The sequence below is a fragment of the Stagnihabitans sp. genome (assembly GCF_964946895.1).
Genome location: NZ_CBBQHX010000044.1, coordinates 1 through 23,006, shown reverse-complemented (window position 1 = coordinate 23,006; position 23,006 = coordinate 1). Strand labels below are relative to the sequence as shown.

24 protein-coding genes are annotated in these 23,006 nt (G+C 63.0%); 18 read left to right on the top strand and 6 right to left on the bottom strand.

Features of this window, described 5'->3' with window-relative positions; genetic code table 11:
• Positions 1-18 precede the first annotated feature (18 nt).
• Positions 19-693 carry an ImuA family protein gene (locus AC1Y2B_RS20145; RefSeq protein ID WP_482254915.1) on the bottom strand — a complete coding sequence of 225 codons (675 nt, stop codon included), beginning with the start codon at positions 691-693 and terminating at the stop codon, positions 19-21.
• A 96-nt stretch (positions 694-789) separates the two neighbouring features.
• Here AC1Y2B_RS20145 and AC1Y2B_RS20140 point away from each other — a divergent pair, with 96 nt between their 5' ends.
• The 3 genes from AC1Y2B_RS20140 (at position 790) to AC1Y2B_RS20130 (ending at position 2,911) form a co-directional block, all read left to right on the top strand.
• Positions 790-1,827, top strand: coding sequence for an aldo/keto reductase (locus tag AC1Y2B_RS20140; protein WP_482254914.1), 1,038 nt, complete (start codon positions 790-792; stop codon positions 1,825-1,827).
• A gap of 62 nt (positions 1,828-1,889) precedes the next feature.
• Positions 1,890-2,444, top strand: coding sequence for a hypothetical protein (locus AC1Y2B_RS20135; protein WP_482254913.1), 555 nt, complete (start codon positions 1,890-1,892; stop codon positions 2,442-2,444).
• Positions 2,441-2,911: a lipocalin family protein gene (locus AC1Y2B_RS20130; RefSeq protein ID WP_482254912.1), complete on the top strand. Its 471-nt coding sequence runs from the start codon at positions 2,441-2,443 to the stop codon at positions 2,909-2,911. The genes AC1Y2B_RS20135 and AC1Y2B_RS20130 overlap by 4 nt, the downstream gene beginning before the upstream one ends.
• Positions 2,912-2,914: 3 nt before the next feature.
• Here the strand turns inward: AC1Y2B_RS20130 and AC1Y2B_RS20125 are convergent, their stop codons facing one another.
• Complete coding sequence (locus AC1Y2B_RS20125) at positions 2,915-3,754, bottom strand: helix-turn-helix domain-containing protein (RefSeq protein ID WP_482254911.1); 840 nt, start codon at positions 3,752-3,754, stop codon at positions 2,915-2,917.
• Between the two features lie 109 nt (positions 3,755-3,863).
• On the opposite strand from AC1Y2B_RS20125, the gene AC1Y2B_RS20120 reads away from it, so the two are divergent.
• Positions 3,864-4,772: a fatty acid desaturase gene (locus AC1Y2B_RS20120; protein ID WP_482254910.1), complete on the top strand. Its 909-nt coding sequence runs from the start codon at positions 3,864-3,866 to the stop codon at positions 4,770-4,772.
• Here AC1Y2B_RS20120 and AC1Y2B_RS20115 read toward each other — a convergent pair.
• Positions 4,769-5,368 (bottom strand): NUDIX hydrolase, encoded by a 600-nt coding sequence (locus AC1Y2B_RS20115; RefSeq protein ID WP_482254909.1) that lies wholly within the window; start codon positions 5,366-5,368, stop codon positions 4,769-4,771. The two genes, AC1Y2B_RS20120 and AC1Y2B_RS20115, sit on opposite strands and share 4 nt — an antisense overlap.
• A complete protein-coding gene (locus tag AC1Y2B_RS20110; RefSeq protein ID WP_482254908.1) occupies positions 5,361-5,804 on the bottom strand; it encodes a DUF983 domain-containing protein in 444 nt (147 codons plus the stop codon). The genes AC1Y2B_RS20115 and AC1Y2B_RS20110 overlap by 8 nt, the downstream gene beginning before the upstream one ends.
• Before the next feature lie 177 nt (positions 5,805-5,981).
• On the opposite strand from AC1Y2B_RS20110, the gene AC1Y2B_RS20105 reads away from it, so the two are divergent.
• From AC1Y2B_RS20105 to AC1Y2B_RS20090, 4 genes are all read left to right on the top strand, one after another.
• Positions 5,982-6,554 (top strand): EF-hand domain-containing protein, encoded by a 573-nt coding sequence (locus AC1Y2B_RS20105; RefSeq protein WP_482254907.1) that lies wholly within the window; start codon positions 5,982-5,984, stop codon positions 6,552-6,554.
• Between the two features lie 83 nt (positions 6,555-6,637).
• Positions 6,638-7,246, top strand: coding sequence for an RNA polymerase sigma factor (locus AC1Y2B_RS20100; protein WP_482254906.1), 609 nt, complete (start codon positions 6,638-6,640; stop codon positions 7,244-7,246).
• A complete protein-coding gene (locus tag AC1Y2B_RS20095) occupies positions 7,246-7,632 on the top strand; it encodes a hypothetical protein (protein ID WP_482254905.1) in 387 nt (128 codons plus the stop codon). Before AC1Y2B_RS20100 ends, AC1Y2B_RS20095 begins: the two co-directional genes overlap by 1 nt.
• 1 nt (position 7,633) lies before the next feature.
• On the top strand, positions 7,634-8,143 hold the full coding sequence (locus AC1Y2B_RS20090) for a periplasmic heavy metal sensor (protein WP_482254904.1): 510 nt from the start codon (positions 7,634-7,636) through the stop codon (positions 8,141-8,143).
• A 40-nt stretch (positions 8,144-8,183) separates the two neighbouring features.
• Here AC1Y2B_RS20090 and AC1Y2B_RS20085 read toward each other — a convergent pair whose 3' ends face one another.
• Positions 8,184-9,578: a diguanylate cyclase gene (locus AC1Y2B_RS20085; protein ID WP_482254903.1), complete on the bottom strand. Its 1,395-nt coding sequence runs from the start codon at positions 9,576-9,578 to the stop codon at positions 8,184-8,186.
• A gap of 92 nt (positions 9,579-9,670) precedes the next feature.
• Between AC1Y2B_RS20085 and AC1Y2B_RS20080 the strand changes: the two genes are divergently transcribed.
• From AC1Y2B_RS20080 to AC1Y2B_RS20055, 6 genes are all read left to right on the top strand, one after another.
• Positions 9,671-9,976 carry a DUF3572 domain-containing protein gene (locus AC1Y2B_RS20080; protein WP_482254902.1) on the top strand — a complete coding sequence of 102 codons (306 nt, stop codon included), beginning with the start codon at positions 9,671-9,673 and terminating at the stop codon, positions 9,974-9,976.
• Positions 9,973-10,668: an HAD family hydrolase gene (locus AC1Y2B_RS20075; protein ID WP_482254928.1), complete on the top strand. Its 696-nt coding sequence runs from the start codon at positions 9,973-9,975 to the stop codon at positions 10,666-10,668. Before AC1Y2B_RS20080 ends, AC1Y2B_RS20075 begins: the two co-directional genes overlap by 4 nt.
• Before the next feature lie 123 nt (positions 10,669-10,791).
• A complete protein-coding gene (locus AC1Y2B_RS20070; RefSeq protein ID WP_482254901.1) occupies positions 10,792-12,348 on the top strand; it encodes a trimethylamine methyltransferase family protein in 1,557 nt (518 codons plus the stop codon).
• A 252-nt stretch (positions 12,349-12,600) separates the two neighbouring features.
• Positions 12,601-14,322: a DUF4153 domain-containing protein gene (locus AC1Y2B_RS20065; protein ID WP_482254900.1), complete on the top strand. Its 1,722-nt coding sequence runs from the start codon at positions 12,601-12,603 to the stop codon at positions 14,320-14,322.
• A 63-nt stretch (positions 14,323-14,385) separates the two neighbouring features.
• Positions 14,386-14,970 carry a heme NO-binding domain-containing protein gene (locus AC1Y2B_RS20060; protein ID WP_482254899.1) on the top strand — a complete coding sequence of 195 codons (585 nt, stop codon included), beginning with the start codon at positions 14,386-14,388 and terminating at the stop codon, positions 14,968-14,970.
• Between the two features lie 2 nt (positions 14,971-14,972).
• Positions 14,973-16,007, top strand: a complete 1,035-nt coding sequence (locus tag AC1Y2B_RS20055) for a GGDEF domain-containing protein (protein WP_482254898.1) — start codon at positions 14,973-14,975, stop codon at positions 16,005-16,007.
• Between the two features lie 543 nt (positions 16,008-16,550).
• Here the strand turns inward: AC1Y2B_RS20055 and AC1Y2B_RS20050 are convergent.
• Positions 16,551-17,675, bottom strand: a complete 1,125-nt coding sequence (locus AC1Y2B_RS20050; RefSeq protein ID WP_482254897.1) for a serine hydrolase domain-containing protein — start codon at positions 17,673-17,675, stop codon at positions 16,551-16,553.
• Positions 17,676-18,337: 662 nt separating this feature from the next.
• Here AC1Y2B_RS20050 and AC1Y2B_RS20045 point away from each other — a divergent pair.
• From AC1Y2B_RS20045 to AC1Y2B_RS20030, 4 genes are all read left to right on the top strand, one after another.
• A complete protein-coding gene (locus tag AC1Y2B_RS20045) occupies positions 18,338-19,564 on the top strand; it encodes a tyrosine-type recombinase/integrase (protein WP_482254896.1) in 1,227 nt (408 codons plus the stop codon).
• 341 nt (positions 19,565-19,905) lie between these two features.
• Positions 19,906-20,175: a helix-turn-helix transcriptional regulator gene (locus tag AC1Y2B_RS20040; protein ID WP_482254927.1), complete on the top strand. Its 270-nt coding sequence runs from the start codon at positions 19,906-19,908 to the stop codon at positions 20,173-20,175.
• Between the two features lie 198 nt (positions 20,176-20,373).
• Positions 20,374-21,306, top strand: a complete 933-nt coding sequence (locus AC1Y2B_RS20035; RefSeq protein ID WP_482254895.1) for a recombinase family protein — start codon at positions 20,374-20,376, stop codon at positions 21,304-21,306.
• A 179-nt stretch (positions 21,307-21,485) separates the two neighbouring features.
• Positions 21,486-22,862: a hypothetical protein gene (locus AC1Y2B_RS20030; protein WP_482254894.1), complete on the top strand. Its 1,377-nt coding sequence runs from the start codon at positions 21,486-21,488 to the stop codon at positions 22,860-22,862.
• Positions 22,863-23,006 lie beyond the last annotated feature (144 nt).

Genomic DNA, 23,006 nt, shown 5'->3' with positions numbered 1-23,006 from the left:
GGATTTTGCAAGTCACGATCAGGTGTTGCCCTGATCTTTCCGCTGCCAGACCTCGCCCACAAGACGGGCGTGGCCCATGTCATCGGGGGCCTCGCGCCGCAGATGGAAGGCGGCTTCGGGGGCCAGGCGGGCGCGCAAGCGGTGCAGAACCCAGGCGCTGCGCCGCTCGATCAGGGTGGAGTGGCTGGGGGCGGCGGCCATATGCCAGCGGCTTTCCACGCCCTGCGCGCCGCCCTGCTCTGGCGTCAAAAGCAGGCCCAAGGGGGGCAGGCGGCCCGCATGGCGCGCGGCCTCGGCCCCGGTTTCGGCGGCCAAGTGCAGACGGCGGACCGGGGTCAGGGCAGGGGGGGCGGGCAGATCGGTCAGCACCAGCGGGATGGCTCCCGACCGCAACGCCTCTTCCATCGACCACAGAAGATCCTCGGGCCGCCGCGCGCGGGCAAAGAGGATCCGGCCCGGATCGGCCCAGTCGGCAAGTCCCGCCGGGTAAATCCGCTCTGCCACCCAACCCGGACCGATCCACAAGACCGGCCCCTCGCCTTCGCCCAGGATCATCGCGGCCAGCGCCCAGCGGGCGGGCCCGCAGATTTCATGCACCCGGCCCCGCGCCAGACCAAGACCAAGCCCGCCGGGCAAAGCCTGCACGGGCCAGGGCTTGCGCCCATCTGGGATATGAAGAATCGGCAGCGCCATCTGGCAAGTCTAGGATGTTCTGTTAATGTTCTCAATCCTCCTCACTTTCCTTCTGCCCCCGAACCTCCTAGCTTGCCGCAAAATCCGGAGGATGCGATGCGGCAGATTGATTTGGGACGGACCGGGCTGAAAGTTTCGGAAATCTGCCTGGGCACGATGACCTGGGGCAGCCAGAACAGCCAAGACGAGGGCCATGCCCAGATCGACCTGGCCTGGGCCTACGGCGTGAATTTCTGGGACACGGCCGAGATGTATCCGGTCAACCCGGTCTCAAAGGAAACTGTCGGTCGGACCGAAGAGATCATCGGTGCGTGGTTCGCCGCCCGTGGCTGCCGCGACCGTGTGATCCTTGCGACCAAGGTCACCGGAGAGGGGCAGGCGGCGGTGCGCGACGGTGCCCCCCTGACGGCAGCAGCGATGCGGCAAGCGGTGGAGGGCAGCCTGCGCCGCCTGCGCACCAGCTATGTCGACCTATACCAACTGCACTGGCCCAACCGCGCCGCCTATCACTTTCGCGACAATTGGGCCTTTGACCCGCGTGGGGAAGCCAAGGCGAAGGTCGAAGACCATATGCTTGAAATCCTGCAGCTTTCGGCTGATCTGATCAAGGAAGGCAAGATCCGCCACATTGCACTTTCCAATGAATCTGTCTGGGGCACGGCGAAATGGCTGTCCTTGGCCGACCAGCACGGATTGCCGCGCATGGCGACCATCCAGAACGAATACTCGCTGCTCTGCCGGCAGTTCGACACGGACTGGGCCGAGCTTTCGGTGATGGAGGACATGCCGATGTTGGCCTTCTCGCCCCTCGCCTGTGGCATCCTGTCGGGCAAGTATCAGGGTGATGTGACACCGGCCGGCTCGCGCCGGTCGCTGAACCCGATCCTGTCCGGGCGCATCACGCCGCGCACCTTTCCGGCGACGCAGGCCTATCTGGACATTGCCCAACGCCATGGCCTGAATCCCTGCCAGATGGCCATCGCCTTCACGCAAAGCCGCCCCTTCCCGACCATTCCCATCGTCGGCGCAACCAGCACCAAGCAGTTGGCGGTCAATCTGACCCCCATCACCCTGTCGCCCGAAGTTCTGGCCGAGATTGCGGCCGCCCACCGCGCCCATCCGCAACCCTACTGATCAAATCGCTTGCCAGAGCCCCCGGCTTTGGCGTCAGTCTTGCCTGTAACCTTAGGGGACCCATGCGCCCGCTTGCCCGTCTTGCCGCCGTTCTGAGCCTGCTGGCCGCCTGCCAGATGCAGACGCCTGCGCCGGGACCGGTTCCGGCGGCGGACACCTTGCCTCTCGCCTCGGATACGATTGCGGTGACGCCGCTTGGGCCCGCCAAACCTGCGGCGACCGTCGCTGCCCCGCAAACCGGGGCGCCAGTGGCGGTGCAGGTGCCGGGCAAGACCACCCCGCGTCCCGCACCGCGTCCGAACGCGCTGGGGTCAGCGCAGACCCAGACCGCGCCGGCGGCCTCTGCCCCTGCCGCGACCCCTGCACCTGCCCCGATTGTTTCGCCCGAACAGGCGCTTTGCGAGAAATCGCGCGGCCAATGGTCCGCTTCGGGCAGTTCGACCGGGCATGTCTGTGTCCATACCACGCGGGATTCCGGCAAGGCCTGCCACCGCAAGGGCGATTGTCAGGGCGAATGCCTTGCACAATCCGGCACTTGTTCTCCAATCACCCCCCTCATGGGCTGCAACGACATCCTGCAGGCCGATGGAACCGAGGTTACCCTGTGTCTGCAATGATCCGACTGTCTCTGGTCGCCGTGCTGCTGGCCGCCTGCGCCCCAAAACCCGTGGTCGAAGCGACCTACCGCGACACCACGCGCCAAGTCTATTCCATCGCCGCCTTCGATCCGGCCCGGATCGCCGGGCATTGGACGCAAGTGGCCGGTTTTGGCGCCGCCTGCGCGGGTGGCGGCATGGAGATTGGGACACAGACACGCTTTTCGCTTTGCCTGCCCTCGGGGCAAAAGCAGGGGCAGGCGGCAATGACCTCAACGGTGCCGGGGCGGTTCGATTTGCCCGGAGTGGGCCCGTTCTGGGTGCTTTGGGCCGATGGCGACAACCGCACGCTGGTGATCGGCTCGCCCTCGGGGCATTACGGGATGATCCTGAACCGGGACGCCAAGTTGCCCGCGGACCGTCTGAAGGCCGCCCGCGATATTCTGGCCTTCAACGGCTATGATGTCTCGAAGCTCAGCGTCTATTAAGGCTTAGACCGTCAGGCTTCGCAGGTGGCTGGCCGTGTCGCGCGCTGAAAAGCGCGCTTCGCGGACCAGCCAGTCAAAGTGGCGCGAAACTTCGGCGACCTTGGCCGCGTCGGTGAACACCAGATACTGCCGGCCCAGATAGACCACCGCGCGCTCGGATCCGAAGACCGTGACCGGGGCCGAAAACACCCGATGCGCATCAAACAGGTACAGACGCAGCGCGGGATACAGCGCCTCGGTCAGGCGGATGAAGTCGTCAATCTGGGCACGGCGCAGGGCCTTGGGCAGATCCGCCCAATAGCCCGTGCCTGCCGCAAAACTGCCGAGTTCATGCAGCGGTATGGCAATTTCAAAGTCGGAATGGGCGCTGGCCAGCCAGTTGCGCTGCGCCTCGAAGGCCGCAAGGGCCTGCGGTGCATCGGGGCCCAACGTGGCGTGGTATTCCCATTCCGCCACCTCACGCGTCTTCAACAGATCGGGGAGCGTCGCGGGCACGTGGCGGATCTTGGCCCCCGCCGCCGCGCGATGCCAGCCGAAGATCGTGTCGTCAAACAAGGCGCGCGGGGCGGCGACCAGCGTCACCGCCTCGTCCGCCAGCCGGTCCGGCGGTGCGGGACGGTCGGTCAGCCCCAGAAGCCAATCGGTGGAGACACCCAAAGCCAGCGCACAATCGGCCGCCGCCTGCGCATTGGGCAAGCGCGTTCCGGGCGACAGCAATGCAGAAATGGTTGACCGATCCAGCCCCGCCGTGCGGGCCAGGCTGGCCTGACTGGCCTTGGCCTGCGCCATGGCAATACTTAGCCGCAGTCGGAACAACGAAGCGCGGTCACGTTTGTCGATCATATCCGGCATATGGGGATAATCCACACCAATGGTGATGATTGCTTGCGCATTCTCCGAATTCCGGCAGCATCAGGCAAGTGGTAAAGCTGCCTCAGGCAAGGAGATGCAAATGCCTGCAAAGACAGACGAAATCGAGTGGCCGACCTTGGCCCTGCTGGCCGCGACCTATGCCGTCTGGGTCTTGGGAACTTTGGTCTGGGGCCAAAGCGCGCTTCTGTCCGTGATCCTGTGCGGGGTTGCGATAGCGCAATTCTCCTCTCTGCAGCACGAGGCGTTGCATGACCATCCCTTCCGCGTCCCCCTTCTCAACGAGGCGTTGGTCTTTCCCGCGCTGGCGATCTTCGTGCCCTACCGCCGCTTTCGGGTGACGCATCTGCAGCATCACTACGACCCGGTCTTGACCGATCCCTATGACGACCCGGAGTCCAACTTTTTTCCGCCAGAGGTCTGGGCGCGGCTGTCAGGGGTGACGCGGCTGATCTTGCGGGGGAACAACACGCTTCTGGGCCGGGTGCTGCTGGGGCCTTTGATCGGCACTTGGGCCTTCATCTACAAGGACGTGCTGCTGATGCGGCAGGGCGATCGGCAGGTTCTGGCGGCTTGGGGGCTGAACCTGATCGGTCTGGTGCCAGTGCTGTTCTGGCTGCATTGGGCGGGGATGCCGCTTCTGGGTTACCTTGGCGCTGTTTATCTGGGGTTCGCGCTGCTGAAGATCCGCACCTTTCTGGAACACCGCGCGCATCAGGCCTTTCGCGCCCGTACGGTGATCATCGAGGACCGTGGCCCGCTTTCACTGTTGTTTTTGAACAACAATTTCCACGTCGTGCACCACATGCACCCGGCTGTGCCGTGGTACAAACTGCCGGGTCTTTATGCCGACCGCAAGGCGCATTACCAGCGCCGCAACGAGGGCTATGTCTATGCCAACTATGCCGAGGTCTTCCGCCGCTATCTGATCCGCGCCAAGGATCCCGTGCCGCATCCGATCTGGCCGGTGCGACATGACGGGCGGGACTAGACCAGCCGGCGGAAGGTCGGCACCGGGCCGGAATTGTCAAAGAAGGGCACGCCGGGCTGATCATGGCCGTCCAGCAGGGCGCGCAGTTCGGCCAGAACGATCTCGGTGATGAAGGGCAGGTCCAGATGGCGCGATGCGGTCAAAGGCACCCAATGCAGATGCGACAGCTCGTCCTCGGCGGTTGAAAAATCGTCCAGAGGGCCGGTCACAGCGGCGGCATCTGCCAGAAAGAACCGGGCATCGAAACGGCGCGGGCTGCCGGGCGGGGTGATCGCCCGGAATATGAAGCGCAAGCGGGCAAGGGGGGGCAGAGTCAACCCGGTTTCCTCGCGCAACTCACGGTGGGCACAGCCCAACAGTGCAGCGGGTACCGGAGCGCCCTCTGGCAGGTGCAATCCAAGCCGGGTCAGGCAGGTCTGCGACAGGCCCGAAGTCCCGGCCTGATCCCCGGCATCGACCCGCCCGCCCGGAAATACGTATTTCGACGGCATGAAGACCGCCCCCGCACCCCTTTGTCCCATCAGGACCTGTGCCCCCTGAGGCCCCTGCCGAACAAGAACCACGCTGGCGGCGGCGCGAACCGGTGCGTCAGGCATGATCGGGCAAGGACGGATCCGCAGCGGGGCCCGTGGCGAAGCCATGCATGCGCTTGGCCCATTGCAGCGCCACGATGGCGCCTTTCAGCCGAGGCAACAGCGCCAGCGCCAGAATAGCGGTGCCAAGGGTGAACATCGTGGCCATCACCATCGGCTCTGGCCGCCAGGTCACGAAGACGAAATAGATCAGCGGCGCCATCAGGTGCCCCACGATCAGAATCGTCAGATAGGCCGGGCCATCGTCAGCCCGGTGGTGATAGAACGCCTCACCACAGACGGGGCAATGATCGCGCACCTTCAGGTAGCTTTGCAGCACCGGACCTGCCCCACATTTGGGGCAACGACACATGAAGCCACGCCGCAGCGCGGGCCACAACGGGCGTTCGCCGGTTTCCTCATCCTCGGCCAGCAGGGCCGGAGCCAGTTTTACAGTCATCGCGGGTTCCTTCTATCTCTGTCATGTAGCGCATCCTGGCCGGAAAGTTGAGGCCCGATGCCGGGGGGGTGCTGCTTTGTCGCGCCTTGCCCAAAAAACCAGCGACGGAAATGCAGGGCCTCTCCGTATCACCTGCATCAAGACCAGCGAGATGCAGGTCTGGTTCAGGAGATGAAGATGAACGTTTCGCACAAGACGGTTGGCCTTGGCCTTCTGGCTGTGGCAGCGGCACTGCTTGGGTCTGCGGCGATCGCGGACAACAGCGGCATGAACATGCAGGGTATGGGCAGGCCCATGGGTCATATGGGCATGATGGCACCGGCTTTCGACTTTGCTGCGGCTGATGCCAACAAGGACGGCAAAGTGACGCCCGAAGAGTTTGCCGCCGCCCGTGCCGCCGAGGTGGCGTCGATTGATACCGACAAGGATGGTAAACTGTCGGTGGATGAAATCGCCGCGATGCATCTCAAGGCGATGGAGGCGGTTGCCAAGGACATGGCCACCCGCATGGTCAAGGACCTGGACACCGATGGCGACGGCAAGCTTTCGGCGGCCGAACTGATCGCCCGCCCCCTGCCGCCGGATGCCTTCGCGCAGGCCGACACCAACAAGGACGGCGTGATCGATCAGGCAGAGGCCGACGCCATGATGCAGCGCGGGCCGGGTGGCATGATGGGCGGCATGATGGGTGGCCATCATCACAAGCACCCGATGGGCAATGACGATCAAGCCGGCACGCCTGGCAACTGAGGGGGCTGGGCTGCAGGTCGGGGAAACTCTCCGGCCTGCGGAACCGATTGCCCGCTGCCCTTTCAGCTTGTATCCCCCGTGGAATGGACATGCCGCGCGACACATTGGACGAAGTCTCGGACGACACGCTTCTGGTTCTCTATGCCAACGGAGACCCCGAGGCTGCCCGCCTTTTGACCACGCGTCTGACCCCGCGCGTTCTGGGCTATGCCACGCGCCTGCTGTCTGACCGGGCCGAGGCGGAGGATGTCACGCAAGAGGCGATGCTGCGCTTGTGGAAAGTGGCGCCAGAGTGGCGGCGCGGCGAGGCGCAGGTGTCGACCTGGCTTTACCGGGTGGTCACCAATCTGTGCACCGATTTGCGACGGGCGCGCGGGCGCAGGCCGGGCGTTGGCCTGGACGACGCGCCGGAAGTGGCCGCGCAAGGCGGCTCGGTCGTGGCCTCGATGATCGAGGCGGATCGCATGGCGGCGCTGAATGCAGGCCTTGCCAGTCTGCCCGAACGGCAGCGCCAGGCCGTCGTGCTGCGCCACATCGAAGGACTGTCCAACCCCGAGATCGCTCAGATCATGGGATTGGGCGTTGAAGCCGTGGAAAGCCTGACGGCGCGCGGCAAGCGGGCGCTGGCTGCGGTTCTGGCGGGGCGCAAGGCCGATTTGGGCTATGACGATGATGCGGAGGAGGGTGCGTGATGGACAAGGACTTTGATCTGGACGCCTTGTTTGCCGAGGCGGCGGAGGTGCGGGTGACCCCTTCACCTGACCTGACATCGCGCATTCTGCACGATGCGCGTGACGCGCAGCCCAAGCCGCAACCCTGGCCGCAACCCGCTGACCCCACAGCGACGTTGAAGAAACCAAGGTCCGCCCCCTTTGGCTGGTTCACCGCCTTCGCCGATGTTCTGGGCGGGGGCCGGGCCTTGGCGGCGCTGTCTTTCGCGGGGATGACCGGCCTTTATCTGGGTGTCGCACAGCCCAATCTGATGGCCGCGCTGACCTCGACCGGGGCGGCAGACAGCGCGACGGTTGAGCAGATTGACCTGCTGCCGGCCACCGGCACCCTCTGGACGGAGAATTGAGATGACGGAAAACCCGAACATCCCGCTGGGCAGCCCCGCGGTCACCAGTCGCGGCGTGCGCTGGGCGCTGATCGCCTCGCTGGCGGTCAATCTGGCGGTGGGCGGGCTGGCGCTGGGTGCCTTTCTGCATGGCGGTCCGGGTGGGCGCGGCGATATGGTCCATGATCTGGGCTTCGGCCCCTTCGATCAGGCCCTGCGCCCCGAGGACCACGCGGCCCTGAAAGCCGCCATCCAGGCCAAGGCCGGCGACCTGCAGGCCAACCGCGCCGAGGCGGCGGCGGATGCCACGGCGATCATCGTCTCGCTGCGGGCGCAACCCTTCGATCCCAAGGCGCTGGATGCCGCCCTGAGCGCGCAACAGGGCCATCTGAGCGCCCGGATGAAGCTGGGCAATGACACGTTGCGCGATTTTCTGGCGGGTCTGTCGTCGCAAGACCGCCTTGCCTTCGCGGATCGGCTAGAGCATCACCTGCTGCATGGGCGGGATGTCGCAGCTCCACCGAAGAACTGACGCGCCCGGGCCTTTGGACCCAAGTCATTGAAAAATAAGGTCAGGCGGCGTGCCGGACGATGGTCACCTGATTGCGGCCATGGGTCTTGGAATGCATCAGGGCGCGGTCCGCCTGCGCCACCAGATCGGCGACCGAGACCGGATCAGTCGGGTCAGCCCCCCCCGTTGTCAACCCGATCGAGATCGTGACCGGCACGCGCAGACCATCCGCCATCACAACCGGCGCCGTCTCGATGGCACGGCACAGGCGTTCGGCCACGATCTGCGCATCCGACAGGGGGGTTGCGGGCAGGGCGATCAGAAACTCCTCGCCGCCGACGCGGGCCAGAAGGTCGGTCGCGCGCAAGCTGCTGGCCAGCCGCGCCGCAACCTCAACCAGAACGGCATCGCCCGTGGCATGGCCCCAGCGGTCGTTGACCGACTTGAACCTGTCGATGTCGACCACCATCACCGCAAATTCGCTGCCCTCCGCCCGCGCCCGGTCGGCGATGGCGTTCAGTTGTGCTGTGCCATAGCGGCGGTTGTGCAGGCCGGTCAGCGGGTCAAACACCGCCATCCGCAAGCCATCCTGCACCGAGGCGCGCATCCGGTCGCCCTCGCGCTTGCGCTTGACCAGGGCCCGTAGGCGCAGCGCCAGTTCCGCCGACGGGGTCGCGGCATCGACCACATCATTGGCACCAAGGTCGAAGGCCGTCGCCGCGAGGGTTTGGGCCGGTTCAGGCGTAAAGATGCAGAAGGCCGCGTGCCGCGTCGTGCTGCGCGACAAAAGTTCGGACATCATGCGCAACCCGCCCCCCGGGCCATTCAGATCTGCGTGTATAAGGTAAACATCCGGTGCGGCCCCGGTCTGATCGGCGTGCACTTCATCCGGCGCCATCAGGTGAAAGCGGTCATGGCCCGCCGTCGCCAACTCGCGCTTCAGGTGAAGCGCGCGCTCTCCTCTTGGCATCACAAGGGCGACTTGCCCTGGTATTTCAAAGCGTTGCGGGGGTTCGGCCAGCCCAAGTACCTGCAGGTCACGCTCTGGCGCGGAAATTCCGGCCAGATGCTCGCGCGCCCGCAGCAGGCCACGCAGCCGTGCCATCAAGGTCTGGTCATCAATCGGGCGGGCCATGAAATCCTCTGCCCCGGCGCGCAGCGCCGCCAGTCGCATGGCGGCATCGGCCTCGGACGAGAACATCACGACAGGAATGCGCCGGGTCTGCGGATGGATCTTCAGCGCCTTCAGCACCTCGATCCCAGAGCGGTCCGGCAGGAACAGGTCCAGCAGGATGATGTCGGGCTGTTCCGCCTGGGCGACACGCACGCAGCTTTCCCCATCTGCCGCCATCAGGGTCTGATAGCCGGCCGCGGTCAATTTGACCTTGAAGACGATGCGATTTGTCGACACATCATCAACGATGAGGATCTTGCCGATCATACGAAACTGGCCCACCTGCTATACGCTTGTGTCACAACCTTGGTCGCAACTGGTTAAGAATTCCTTTCTGACTGCATAATCAATTCGTGAAAGTTTGAGGGAAACCTGTGAATAACACCAAGCAAACCGGCAAGATCGGGCGAGAATCCGCCGAAATCATCGCCGCGCAGGCCCTGGAATGGGTGGCGGGGGATGCCGAAAGGATTAACGGGTTTCTGAACCTCAGCGGGCTTTCCCCGGCAGAGCTGATGGCGCAGGCCGCCGATCCGCGGGTGCTGGGGGCGGTGCTGGACTATCTGTTGACCGAAGATCGTCTCATCATGGCCTTTTGCGACGAGGTCGGTCTGGCCTATACCGTGCCGCAAGCGGCACGGATGGCCCTGCCCGGAGGAGAGGTTTGGCACTGGACATGACGACGATCAAGGCAGTCATTTTCGACAAGGACGGCACGCTGTTCGACTTCCGGCAAAGCTGGGGCGCCTGGACCAAGGCGCTGCTGGCCGATCTTGCGCCCTATGCGCAGGGCGATCTGGCCGGTGTTCTGGGGTTCGACCCGGTTCACGTGGCGTTCGCCCCCGACAGCGCCGTCATCGCCAGCACCATGTTCGAGATCGCCGCACTGATCCATCCGCATCTGGAGGGGCTGACCCTCAAGTCCTTGATGGACATGATGGATACGCTGGGGGCCGCCGCGCCCATGATCCCTGCCGTGGCCTTGCCAGAGGTGCTGACCGGCCTGACAGCGCGCGGCTTGATCCTGGGGCTTGCCACCAACGACACCGAAAAGCCCGCCCGTGCGCATCTGGCCGGGGCAGGGGTGATCGATCTGTTCCAGTTCATTGCCGGATGCGATTCCGGCTATGGGGGCAAGCCGGCCCCCGGCCAGCTTCTGGCCTTCGCGCAAACAATTGGTCTGCCGCCCCGCCAGATCGCCATGGTGGGCGACAGTCTGCATGATTTGGACGCCGCCCGTCGTGCCGGAATGAAAGCGGTCGGCGTCCTGACCGGGCCGGCGTTGCGCGCGACCTTGACCCCCCATGCCGACGTCGTTCTGGGTACAATTGCCGAATTGGGCGCCTGGATTGACCGGATGAACGCCGTCTGAACCACCGCAGCGCCAAAAACGACGCTTTGGCGTCGGGAAATGAGTAAGCGCCGCAGCGCGCTTTCCGTCATCCTCAGGAAAACGATCAACGGGGTCAAAACCCCGCCAAAGGAGGATAGCGTCATGACCGAAGAGGCCACCAAGCGCCGCAGGGCCGGGGGCAGGGCCGGCAACAAGGAACGCGCCGGATCTTCCATCATCGACCAGATGCCCTGGCGCATTCCCGTGAACCCCGATCGCCCGACCGAACCGCTGGATGCCGATGGCGTGCAAGCCATCCACCGCGGCACGATGAAGATCCTGCGCGATATTGGTATCGAATTCCTTAATCCGGAAGCCGTCGCGCATCTGAAAGCGGCCGGCTGCATCGTGAACGGCACCAACGTCCGGATGGACGAGGATTTCGTGATGGAAATGCTGGCCCGCGCGCCGGAGACCTTCACGATCACCCCGCGCAATCCCGAGCGTGAAGTGATCATGGGCGGCAAGCACATGCTGTTCGTGAACGTCTCTTCGCCGCCGAATTCCTGGGATCTGGAACGCGGCAAACGCTCCGGCGATTTTGAGACCTTCAAGGATTTCATGAAGTTGACGCAGTACTTCAACTGCATCCACATCGCGGGCGGCTATCCTGTGGAGCCCATCGACATCCACCCCTCGGTCCGGCACCTTGACTGTCTATACGAAAAGCTCACGCTCACCGACAAGGTCGTGCACGCCTATTCGCTGGGCGCGGAACGGGTCGAGGACGTGATGGAGATGGTCCGCATCGCGGGTGGTCTGTCGGAGGAAGAATTCCAGGCGAAACCAAGGATGTACACCAACATCAACTCGGTTTCGCCCCTGAAGCATGACTACCCGATGCTGGATGGCGCGATGCGTCTGGCCAAGCGGGGTCAGCCCGTGGTGATCACCCCCTTCACCCTCGCGGGTGCGATGGCGCCCGTCACCATGGCCGGTGCCGTGACCCTTTCGCTGGCCGAGGCCCTCGCCGCCGTGGCCCTTTTGCAATACATCGCCCCCGGCTGCCCGGTGGCAATTGGCACCTTCACCTCCAACGTCGACATGAAGTCCGGCGCGCCCGCCTTCGGCACCCCGGAATACATGCGCGCGACGCAGATGACCGGACAACTTGTGCGCCATTACAAGGTGCCGCTGCGCTCGTCGGGCGTCTGTGCCGCCAACGTGCCGGATGGTCAGTCGATGTGGGAAACCTCCAATAGCCTTTGGGCCGCCGTGCAAAGCCGCACCAACATGGTCTACCACGCGGCGGGCTGGCTGGAGGGTGGCTTGATCGCCAGCCCTGAAAAATTCATCATGGACTGCGAAGTCCTGCAGATGATCCAGCGCTATTTCGAAGCGGCGACCTACGCCACGACCGAGGATGACATCGCCATCGACGCCATCCGCACCGTCGGCCCCGGCGGTCATTATTTCGGCGTCCAGCACACACAAGACCGCTATACGACCGCCTTCTACGCCCCCTTCCTCGCCGACTGGCGCAATTACGAGGCGTGGCAGATCGACGGCGCAGTCTGGACGGCGGAACGCGCCCACAAGATCTACAAGGCGATCATGGCAGAGTTTGTGCCGCCGCCGATGAACGGCGACCATCAGGAAGACCTGCGCCGCTTTGTGGCCAAGCGCAAACAGGAAGGCGGCGCGCCGACCGATTTCTGACGGCCCGCGCCAACGGGATCAAACCGCAGAGACCTCTGCCGCAAGCTGCCTGGGTGTAAACCGCGGCGGTCTCTCCTGCGTGTCAACGACGCGAAAGTCCGCCGCGTCCTGCTGCCCGCCGCGTCACTGCGCAAATATCCCACGGAGGGATCTTGGGGGGCGTGACCGCTCAGCCGGGCCCGAAGTGCCGCCCTGTTCAAAGGCTTCCCCCGCGCCGCCTCAGGCCCTAAGCTGCCACAAACGGAGGCGATCATGGCACGGCAACGCGGGATAATGGCGCTGATCGGCGCGCTGGCGGCGGGAAGCCTGTACCTCTTGGGGCTGATGACCGAGGCGGACTGGCTGGCCGGGCGTGCCGCGCTGGCAGCGGCGGTTCTGGCCGGGGTGTTCTTTGGTGGCCTTCTGATCACCAGCGGCCCCTTGACGCTGCGGCGGGCAGCTCTGGGCGCGGCGGCGGTCGCGGTGGTGGTGTCTGCCCTCGTCACCTGGTCGAGCCTACGCTTTGCGGCGGTGGACGGCGTGCTGGGATCGGCCCTGCCAGTGATTGCGACCGCTGTGCTGGTCTGGCTGCCTTGGCCCTTCCTCATCGCGGCTGCCGGACCGGGCTGGCGCGATTATCCCAGCTTGTTCGGTGAAAGCTGGGGTATTCTGGTCCGGGTTTGCGTTGCGCTGATCTTCACCGGCCTTGTCTGGCTGGTCATCCTTTTGTCGCAGGCGCTGCTGGGGCTGGTCGGTGTGCCGCTGATCTCAGCCGTTCTGGACTATGCCCCGGCACCTTGGCTGATCACCGGAACCGTGCTGGGTCTGGCCATGGCCGTGGTGAACGAGTTGGCGGATGTGCTGTCGCCCGGTCTTGTGCTGCGCCTTTTCCGGCTTTTGGTGCCGGTTGTGCTGGTTGTGATGGCAATCTTCCTGATCGCCTTGCCGTTCCGCGGGTTCGAGGCGATTTTCGGTGCGGTCTCCTCGGCCATGGTGCTTCTGGCGATGACGGCGACGGCGGTGACGCTGGTGACCTCGGCGCTGGACCGCGAAGACGCTTTCGCCGGGCATTCGCGGGTGATGATGCAATCGGCGCGGATCCTCGCCGCCATCACCGTGCTGCCTGCCGGTCTGGCCGGCTGGGCGCTGTGGTTGCGCATCACCGAACACGGCTGGACCCCGCTGCGCCTGCTGGCGGCAAGTGTTGCGGGGCTTGGGCTGGCCTATGGCCTGCTGTACCTCGCCGCCGTGCTGCGCGGCGCGGGCTGGCCAGAGCGGGTTCGCCAGGCCAATATCTGGATGGCGGTTCTGACCATGGCGCTGGCGGTTCTGTGGCTTTCGGTGCTGAACCCCGAAGCCATCTCGGCCCGCGACCAGCTGGCCCGCATCGCAGACGGCCGCACCAAGGTGGCCGACATTGATCTTTATGCCTTTCAGGACTGGGGCTTGGCCGGTCAGACCGCGATGGAGAGCCTGAAGACGCTGTCGCAGACCAACGCCGATCTGGCGGCCCGCCTTGCCGCCATGGACAGCCCCACCGCCGCAGAACCTGACCTGAAGACCGTGCAAAAGGCGCTGGTGGCCATCCTGCCCCTGCAGCCCGCGACCCCGGCCACCGAAGCTTTGCGCGACCGCATCTTTGCGCAGGTTGATGTCTCGGACCTGCAGGGCTGGCAGACCGACTGCGATGCCCACCTGCCGCAAGGCGGGCCGGGTTGCGTGCTGGTCGTGGCCGATTTCCTGCCAGATCTGCCCGGAGACGAGGCGATGCTGATCGCGCGCAACAGCGACGGCTACATGACGATGGAGGGGTTCGACTTCGGCGCCGGCGGGTTGGTGCGTCATTCGGTGACCTCATATGGCGGCGGCCTGCCCGCGTTTGACGCCGGCGCCGCCCTGATCGACCAGCTGCAGAAAGCGCCTGCCCCCTTGGCACCGGCGCACGTGAACCAGTTGGCGATGCCCGGTCAGCCGGGTCTGGTTTTCGCGCCCTGATCCGGCCCGTCTTGGCAAGTTGTTAACACCTTCTCCCTAGGCTGCCCTCTCAGGAGGATGAGTATGCTGGGATTGATCAATCGCTCGTTTCAGTTTTTTCTGAGCGACACCTACGGGGTGTCGCTGTGGGATGCCGTGGCCCGGCAGATCGGCATCGGCCCCTCGGGGTTCGAATCGATGCTCACCTATGAGGATGGCTTGACCGATCGCCTGATCGACGCGGCCTCAGCCCTGCTGCGACGACCGCGCGAAACCCTGATGGAGGATATGGGGACCTATCTGGTCAGCCATGAAGCCTTGGGGACAGTGCGGCGGCTCTTGCGATTTTCGGGCGGGAATTTCGCGGAATTCCTCAATTCGATCGAAGAATTGCCCGAACGCGGCCGCCTGGTCCTGCCGGAACTGGATTTGCCCTTTCTAGACCTGACCGATCTGGGGTCGGGCCATTTCCGCCTGCGCTGCCTGTCGCGGCTGACCGGGGCGGGGCATATCGTGATGGGGTTGCTGCGGGCGATGGCGGATGACTATGGGGCATTGGTTTTGCTGGAACATCACGGCGTTGAAGGCGGGACCGAGGTGATCTCGGTCCAGATCGCCGATCAGGCGCTTTATGCGGCGCGGCCCTTCAGTCTTGGCATGGTGGGTTGAAAATGCGGGCGCTGTCTGTCCTTGGCGTCCCGTCCGTGGCGTTTGACCGGCTGATGCCGTTGCATGTCCTGCTGGATGCCCGGGGGCGCATCACCGGACATGGCCCGACCTTCGGCAAACTGGTGCAGGGTCAGGACCTGATCGGCACAGACCTGTTTGACGCGGTCGAGGTGCGTCGCCCCTCCGGCCTGTTCTCGATGACCGATCTGGCGGCCCGGGCTGGCGAACGGTTGCGGCTGGTCTTGCTGTGCAATCAAAGACCGGTGTCGTTGCGCGGTATCGCCATGCCCCTCGCCAAAGGGGCGGGCATGATTCTGAACCTGTCCTTCGGCATCGGCGTGGTAGAGGCGGTGCGCAGCAATGCCCTGACCGACGCCGACTTCGCCGCCACCGATCTTGCCGTCGAAATGATGTATCTGGTCGAGGCCAAGACCGCCGCGATGGAGACGTTGAAAGGCTTTGCCCTGCGCCTGCAGGGGGACAAGCAAATGGCCGAAGCCCAGGCGATGACCGACACGCTCACCGGCCTGCGCAACCGGCGCGCGCTGGCCCAGACGCTGGAACGGCTGACCCGCTCGGGCATGGCCTTCGGGCTGATGCACATCGATCTGGATTACTTCAAGGCGGTGAACGACACCTTTGGCCATGCCGCGGGCGACCATGTGCTGCGCAAGGTGTCCGAGGTGCTGAACCTTGAAACCCGGGCCGAAGATACCGTCGCGCGGGTGGGCGGCGATGAATTCGTGGCGGTCTTTCCGGACCTGACCGATGCCGCGGGGCTGGAAGGCATCGCCCGCCGCATCATCGACAGCTTTTCGCAGCCGATCGCCTTTGAGGGCAAATCGTGCCGGATCTCCGCCTCGATCGGCATCACAACCTCCAGCGCCTATTCCGTGCCCGAAATCGCCCGCATGCAGCACGACGCGGACGAGGCGCTATACGCCTCCAAGCGCGCGGGGCGCGGGCAGGCGCAATTCCACAAGGATGCCGGGCTTGCCACAACCGCCGCCAAGGCCAATGACCGGCGCAGCGCATGACGCGATGTCAAACGGCGGAAAGGGGCCGCCCGTATCCTTCCACGCGGGCAGACCTTGAAAGCAACTGGCAGCATGTCTGGTGCAACGAAAGCGCTCGGGGGCCAAATCGGCTTGCGGAAGATAGACGGACGGGCGGAGCGAACCTTGCGCCGCCTTGACCATCGACACCTCGCACTTGGCGTCCATAACCCAAAGCTGCGGGATCATCCGCAGGATCGGTGCGACCCGTCTTGGACCCGGCCAATGGGCTCACAAGAAGGCTCGGACACCCTGATCCGAAAAGGGAAAATCGAGAGGAAATCGGAACGGCCTTGCAAGACCAAAGGTTCAGCCCTTTGTCGGAAACCCCCAGTGGGACTATGCCAAATCTGCGACATAAACGGGTTTGCGCGATGACGTCAGGTGGGCTGATCAAGGGGCATAGTCCGGTCGTTTGAACCCCGCCGGCTTTGCCTTTTGCCGGTATGCTCAGTCACTTAACCGATAGAACACCACATCCTGCGCATTCTATCATGACCAAGATCCTGACCGGAAAACCCTTGATCACCCAAGCGCATCATAGGTGGCATCAATCAGGCGTTTGCGGCGCGGATCCATGTCCGGGCCGAAGTTCAGCATGCGGGCGGTGACGAAAGCGAAACCGAGCTTTGCCTCCGGGTCGGCGAAAGCCAGCGAACCGCCCCAGCCGGGATGGCCGAAAGTCGTCTTGGGCCCGCGTCGCCCATAGTCCGCCTCGTTCAGCCGAAAGCCCGCGCCATAGCTGACCGGTCCGCCGACATCGACACCATCAAACCGCACCCGTGTGGCCTCGCCCAGCCCGTCAGCCGAAATCAGGCGGGAGGCCCCTGAAACCAGATCGCCATAGATCACAGCCAAGGCGCGCGCGTTGGACTGGCCGTTGGCGCCGGGAATCTCGGCGGCCCGCCAGGCGCGGGTATTTGGCACCAAGGGTGGTACGACCGGGTTGCGACCGGCCTGGGGGTAGGGGCTGTCGAGCGTGTCCTGCATCGCGTCGAACACGGCCTGCTCTGCCGTCAGTTCGGCCGCCAGATGGTCCTCGGCTGCTGGCAGTCCGATGTAGAAGGGAACGCCGAGGGGGCCGGCAATCTCTTCGGCGACAAAACGGCCGATGCTGCGCCCGTCGATCCGCCGCAACGGCTCGGCCATCAGCGTACCCATTGTGATGGAGTGATAGACGTTCCGGCTGCCCGGTTCCCACAGCGGCGCCATCTCGGCTACCGCTCGGGCAAAGGGCTGCCCGGCACAAAGTCCTGCCATATCCATCGGCACCGAAAGCCCGTTCAGACCGGCCTGATGCGACAGCGCCGTGTCCAGCGTGATGGCGGCCTTGCCGTTCGCCGCAAACTCCGGCCAATAGCGGGCGACGGGTTGGCTGTAGTCCAGCTTGCCGCGGTCCGCCAAAATGGCCACCGCCAGGGCCGAGATCCCTTTGCTGACCGACCACACATTGACCAAAGTATCGCGCTGCCAGGGCCGTTGCCGTGCGGCATCGGCATGGCCACCCCAAAGATCGGCCACCAGCCGACCGCCCAGCGTGACGGCCACGGCTCCACCGGTCTCAACCCCGGCGTCAAGAAACTCCGCCATGATGTCCCGCAGGCGGGCAAAGCGCGGATCGGTGAAGCCATGGACAGGGGAGCGTGACATGCTGGGGGCAACCTTTTGGAGGTGAACTTGGGTTGCACGATAGCTGAGGGAAACGCATTTGTAAGGTGATGCTTGGAGGAAGGACCACCTCGGCAGTTTGAATATGAAGAGCCCCTCGATTTCAAGACGACGTGCTTGGTCATTTTGGAAGCAAGAAGACACAGATGCCCGGCGCAAGGTTCACCGACGCGTTCATGCGCGATGCGGTCGCGCAGGTTGACGATCGGCGCTATCACACCTGAACGGCTGAAGAGGTTGACCGCATTCTGGAACGTCATGGCGAAGGCACCAAGTGCGGCTGGCTCCGCGACCGCGCCAACAAGGCGAGGGTTCACGGATCGCTGCAGGGTCTGCGCAAGTCTGGCGCAACCCGCTTGGCAGATGCGGGCGCATCGGAATGGCAGATTGCATCCGATCTGGCCCATACCGACACGAAACAGGCAGCGGTCTGCACCAGGAAGGCGCACCGTTCAAAGCTGGCGTATGGCGGATTCGCGAAACGTCAGAATCTGTCCAACCTAATCCCGATGTTGGACGCAAGGGCGGCAAAACGCCATAAATACCAATATGTTGAACATTGGAGTGGCAGCCCGTAGGGCCAAGCATACGCATTCCGACCGCACCCCGTCGAATACTTTAAATTCCTGATTTACAACGATTATTTGACCAATGTCTTCGCGCTGAATACCAACAAAACCGACCCGTTCCAGCGCTGGATGTTGGTATGGATGTTGTTGGAGGAAGGTATGTCGAAGCTCTCTGCCCGTCGCGTCGAGTCCGTCAAGGAGGCGGGATTCTACGGCGATGGTGATGGTCTATATCTATCAGTAAAGCCATCCGGTGCGAAGTCTTGGATTCTGCGCACCGTTGTAAAGGGCAAACGCCGCGACCTTGGGGTCGGTGCCGCGAACCTCGTTTCGCTTGCAGAGGCGCGGGAAAAAGCTCGTGAATGGCGCAAGGTAGCCCGCGAAGGTGGCGATCCGTTCGCAAGTCGGATTGCAGCGAGCCTCACGTTCGAGGAGGCGACGAAGGAGTATCACAAAATCGTCTCGCAAGCGTTCCGCAGCGAGAAGCACGCGGCGCAATGGCTGGCAGGTATGAAAACCCATATCTTCCCGGCGCTGGGCGACCGGGTACTTAGTTCCGTTGGGGTCTCCGATGTCCGCAAGGCGCTGGAACCCATCTGGACGCTCAAGCACGAAACGGCGCGCAAGCTGAAGCAGCGCGTCGAAGGACTGTTCGATTGGGCACGGGCCGAGGGCTTCTATCCGTCCGAAAATCCGGCGCGCGGCATCAAGCGCGTATTGAAACCGCAGCCACGCATTCCGACCCACCTAGCCGCTATGCCATGGAAAGACCTCCCTGAGTTCTACGAAGCTCTCAACGAGCGGGACGGGGTATCCGCCCGAACCCTGCAATTCATTATCCTCACCGCCGTTCGTTCGGGCGAAGCGAGGGAAGCGCGCTGGGCTGAAATCAAGGGCAACGTCTGGACTATCCCGGCGCATCGCATGAAGACCGGAAGGGAACATGTCGTTCCGCTCTCGCCCGAGGCGATCCGGGTTCTGGACAAGGTTCGCAGGCTCGATTCCGTTTACGTCTTCCCACAGCGCAGCCAGACCGAGGAAGGCGCAGGCAAGCCGCAGTCGATTAACGTCTTTCGGGCGCTATACGAGCGGATGGGCGCGGAAGGCATCACCACGCACGGGTTTCGCTCGACCTTTCGGGATTGGTGTAGCGAAGCTGCTGACGCTCCGCGCGAGGTGGCTGAGGCCGCGCTTGCACATGTCCCCGGTCAGGTAGAGCGCGCCTATCGCCGTTCGACACTTTTCGACCGCCGAAAGGCTTTGATGGATCAGTGGGCCAGTTTCGCTACATCTGCGAACTAGCCCTCGGTTGTCGGCAGGAGCGTCAGAAAACACGAATCGCTCCTGCCCTTCCGTCGCTAAATTTCGAAATCAGACCACTGAATGTTTGATGCGAAACCGGAAACAAACCGTTGACGGGATGGAAACGTGATTGCTGGACACGCAGGCCCAATCGCGAATCACCGAATTCTTTCAGGAAGCACAAGCCTTTCCGACTTTTCCGAATTCAACCAGCAAGCTCTGATTGTAAGACTTTCCTAACAAAATCTCAAGGCGCGCTTTGCCTTCCTAGAAGTGCCGTGGATCAGTATTCTATTGTCATCCTCAGCGCTGGGGCGAAACAAGCAAATGGAAATAGAAATATGGAAAATCGCCTCCTCACGATCAAAGACCTCCGCAATCGCCTCAATTGCGCAACTTCAACTCTCTACAGGTGGATGGCAAATGATCACTTCCCTCGCCCCCTCCTTCTTGGAGGAATGGCGCGATGGCAACAACAGGACATCGACGCTTTTCTTGAAAAAGCCAGACTCCGGCGCACCAATTCTGGCCTAAAGCCAAATGGTGCTCGTCGGCCCGGTCGGCCCCCGGCTTATCCCAAAAATTCCTACACGCCGAAGCCTAAGAAGTAATTCGGCCAAGGCCTGACGGCCAAAACTTTCGGAAAGGTGGGGCAAGACGCCCCCCCTATCTCCGGAAGACTGCAAATGGTGGACCGCCAATTCGGGATGACTATCTCCGATTTATAGGTCGCATTCCCAATAAATCCCATCTGTGCCGCGATGCCATAGGCAGTCGTATATAACAGATTACATGCTAAGAGGTTGAAAATGAGTCAAAATCAGGCGCTTTGGCGTCCACACCCTGCTGAGCCCCATATGCCGAAGGTCGAATCATCGATTGTAAGGCAGAAAGATGCTTTCGATTCATATCGTTACCATCACGCGCGTTGGCTCGGACGGTCCGATTTGACCGTAAAGTCGAAAATCTTCGAAATCTGTTATGCTCGACCTTTAATGAGAGTCGGAGAATACCAGATCTGTTCACAAGCAAACCAACGTATGCCTGTGAAGGAAGCCGAAATGTCCTCAAATGTCTTCGTCTCTTATAATCGTGTCTCGACCGCGCGCCAAGGTATCAGCGGTCTTGGGCTTGATGCCCAGCGCAATGCCTCCATGACCTATCTCGCCTCAATTGGTGGCGAATTGCTCGCTGAGTTCACCGAGGTCGAAAGCGGGAAGAAGGATGCGCGCCCGCAGTTGAAGGCCGCAATCGCCATGTGCCGCAAAGCCGGTGCAACCTTGCTTATCGCCAAGCTCGACCGCCTCGCGCGGAATGTCGCCTTCATTGCGAACCTACTGGAAAGCGGCGTGCGCTTCGTGGCGGTGGACATGCCGAACGCCGACAAGTTCATGCTCCACGTCTACGCCGCCATGGCGGAGGAGGAGGGGCGTCGGATCAGCGACCGCACGCGCGCCGCTCTGGCATCGGCAAAGGCCCGAGGGGTGAAGTTGGGATCGAATGGCAAAAGCCTTGCTGATCAGCATAAGGCTGCGGCTGAAACCCGCGCCCTTGCGGTGGAAGACACCTTGCGCGGCCTGATCCGCACGGATTGCCTCACCTTCCGTCAAGCGGCTGATCGGATGAACGAATTGCAGGTTCCCACTGCGGGCGGCAAAGGCTGGCATTCCACTTCGGTTCACCGGGTCTGGAAGCGGATCGAGGCCGTTCACGCGCGGGAAAGCGGTGGAACGGTTCAATAGGGCTACGACCAATCGGGAAGAAGCGGGAAAACCATGCCGGGGTGCAATCGCGCCCTAAACAGCCAAACTCGGGGAGGTCCCGCCCTTGTATGACCTATAATGAAATGTGTGATACTATGACCGAACGAGATAGGCTGATACCGCCCTACAATGCGCCGAATAGGGTGCTTGGGCCTACTATGATCGATCACTGTGAAATCGTGATCGGAGATTGGCCGGTATTCGGTCCACCGCCCGACATTGTGCGCTTTCAAAATGCGATTCCGGGAATTTTGGCAGTTACCCGGTCTGGCGAAGCGGTTCCAGTCTTCACCTCGACCAACAACTCGCCTGATGGCCGATGGGTCGAAGTTGATGTGTCTGGTGGCAGGCGTGGAAATGTCGCTTATCAAACTCGCCCGATCTTTTCTGGACGGCTTTGCTTGGCGAAAGGCGCTGGCCGGGTTCCTCGCCAAACACGCGGCGAATACGTCCGCCTTGGGTTGGATGGGCATCTGAATGTCCTTCACTTCCTGATGGCGCAGGAAGTCCGCCGCTTTACGCGGCTAGATCGTCCCCGACTGGTTCAACCGCTTGCCACGGCCATGGATGGCACGCCAGCCGCCTGTGGCGCAGAATACTGTCTGACCGATGACGTGAACGTCACCATCGGCCCCCAGCGCCTTTACCGTTATGTCCTGTCCAAACCCGCAGAGGAGCACTTCATGGACTGCCTTCGCCTTACCGAAAGCTTCATCACGACCGAATTGCAGGACACCGCCAGCAGTTACGGGGTGACTGTCGGCCATACGCCCTACTACTCCCTGCGAAAGATCGAGTTCGTTTGGGAATTCAGCCATTCCAATCCGATCCGTTTTGTTGAAGGGCTTGATGTTCCCTTGCGCGCCCTTGGCCCGCAAAGCCGCCGCCACCGTGCGCTTGTCAGGGGCGAAAGCCTTCACGTGCGACAAGGCAGCATTGCCGTCAGTGTCGAGTTGTCGGCTGGCTGCCATCTCGTCGTTTATGCCAAGACGAATGAGCGTGTCCGTTTCGAAATCCGGCTCGACCGGAATGCTATTGCCGCGATGCTGCGCCGGGGCCAGGATGATGCCGCCCGCACCGCTCGCAGTCACGACGATCTACAACAGATGGTTGGCACTCTGCGGGAAGCCGCGACGGAACGGTTGGACCAAGCGCTTGCCATGCTTGACCATCAGTTCGTGCCGCCGGAAAGCCACGTCAACGCGATCCAGCTTTGCGCCGAGGTTGGCCGCATCCTGCAAGATGATGCTTTGGCACTTACCGTGCTCGAAACCCTGCGCATTCGCGGCAGTATTGCACCAGCCCCCCAAACCCCAATGCGCGAGGCGGCAGATCGATTGATAGCAGCTGATGTGCTACGCCGGTCTGCCCCGCGCAACCCGGTGTTTGTGCCGACTGACAGGTATTTGCGCGCCACACGAGAGTTGCAGGCCATTGACGAAGACCTGCCCATCTTTCCAGCCCTTCCGCGCCGGGACGCTCGCGAGTTCGCGCGAGCAGGGCGAGGATTTGTGCAGCGTAGCGACTTGCGGTAATCACCCGGTTGGGACCGCCTGCCAGAATGGTCAGTTACGGGGTAAGGCACGTGCATAACGACGTCGTTAGCGACGTGTCTTATGCGGAGGCTGGTGATGCGTGGCGATGTTCTAGGTCTTGAGCGGCGGCGGCGGTGGCGGGAT

Bases quoted from the DNA above. Each gene is read 5' to 3' on its own strand.
- AC1Y2B_RS20115 (WP_482254909.1), bottom strand. From the start codon at position 5,368: ATGCCTGACGCACCGGTTCGCGCCGCCGCCAGCGTGGTTCTTGTTCGG.
- AC1Y2B_RS20060 (WP_482254899.1), top strand. From the start codon at position 14,386: ATGCTGGGATTGATCAATCGCTCGTTTCAGTTTTTTCTGAGCGACACC.
- AC1Y2B_RS20105 (WP_482254907.1), top strand. From the start codon at position 5,982: ATGAACGTTTCGCACAAGACGGTTGGCCTTGGCCTTCTGGCTGTGGCA.
- AC1Y2B_RS20140 (WP_482254914.1), top strand. From the start codon at position 790: ATGCGGCAGATTGATTTGGGACGGACCGGGCTGAAAGTTTCGGAAATC.
- AC1Y2B_RS20095 (WP_482254905.1), top strand. From the start codon at position 7,246: ATGGACAAGGACTTTGATCTGGACGCCTTGTTTGCCGAGGCGGCGGAG.
- AC1Y2B_RS20075 (WP_482254928.1), top strand. From the start codon at position 9,973: ATGACGACGATCAAGGCAGTCATTTTCGACAAGGACGGCACGCTGTTC.
- AC1Y2B_RS20125 (WP_482254911.1), bottom strand. From the start codon at position 3,754: ATGATCGACAAACGTGACCGCGCTTCGTTGTTCCGACTGCGGCTAAGT.
- AC1Y2B_RS20130 (WP_482254912.1), top strand. From the start codon at position 2,441: ATGATCCGACTGTCTCTGGTCGCCGTGCTGCTGGCCGCCTGCGCCCCA.
- AC1Y2B_RS20145 (WP_482254915.1), bottom strand. From the start codon at position 693: ATGGCGCTGCCGATTCTTCATATCCCAGATGGGCGCAAGCCCTGGCCC.
- AC1Y2B_RS20035 (WP_482254895.1), top strand. From the start codon at position 20,374: ATGAGTCAAAATCAGGCGCTTTGGCGTCCACACCCTGCTGAGCCCCAT.
- AC1Y2B_RS20050 (WP_482254897.1), bottom strand. From the start codon at position 17,675: ATGTCACGCTCCCCTGTCCATGGCTTCACCGATCCGCGCTTTGCCCGC.
- AC1Y2B_RS20090 (WP_482254904.1), top strand. From the start codon at position 7,634: ATGACGGAAAACCCGAACATCCCGCTGGGCAGCCCCGCGGTCACCAGT.
- AC1Y2B_RS20065 (WP_482254900.1), top strand. From the start codon at position 12,601: ATGGCACGGCAACGCGGGATAATGGCGCTGATCGGCGCGCTGGCGGCG.
- AC1Y2B_RS20120 (WP_482254910.1), top strand. From the start codon at position 3,864: ATGCCTGCAAAGACAGACGAAATCGAGTGGCCGACCTTGGCCCTGCTG.
- AC1Y2B_RS20100 (WP_482254906.1), top strand. From the start codon at position 6,638: ATGGACATGCCGCGCGACACATTGGACGAAGTCTCGGACGACACGCTT.
- AC1Y2B_RS20055 (WP_482254898.1), top strand. From the start codon at position 14,973: ATGCGGGCGCTGTCTGTCCTTGGCGTCCCGTCCGTGGCGTTTGACCGG.
- AC1Y2B_RS20110 (WP_482254908.1), bottom strand. From the start codon at position 5,804: ATGACTGTAAAACTGGCTCCGGCCCTGCTGGCCGAGGATGAGGAAACC.
- AC1Y2B_RS20070 (WP_482254901.1), top strand. From the start codon at position 10,792: ATGACCGAAGAGGCCACCAAGCGCCGCAGGGCCGGGGGCAGGGCCGGC.
- AC1Y2B_RS20030 (WP_482254894.1), top strand. From the start codon at position 21,486: ATGATCGATCACTGTGAAATCGTGATCGGAGATTGGCCGGTATTCGGT.
- AC1Y2B_RS20135 (WP_482254913.1), top strand. From the start codon at position 1,890: ATGCGCCCGCTTGCCCGTCTTGCCGCCGTTCTGAGCCTGCTGGCCGCC.
- AC1Y2B_RS20040 (WP_482254927.1), top strand. From the start codon at position 19,906: ATGGAAAATCGCCTCCTCACGATCAAAGACCTCCGCAATCGCCTCAAT.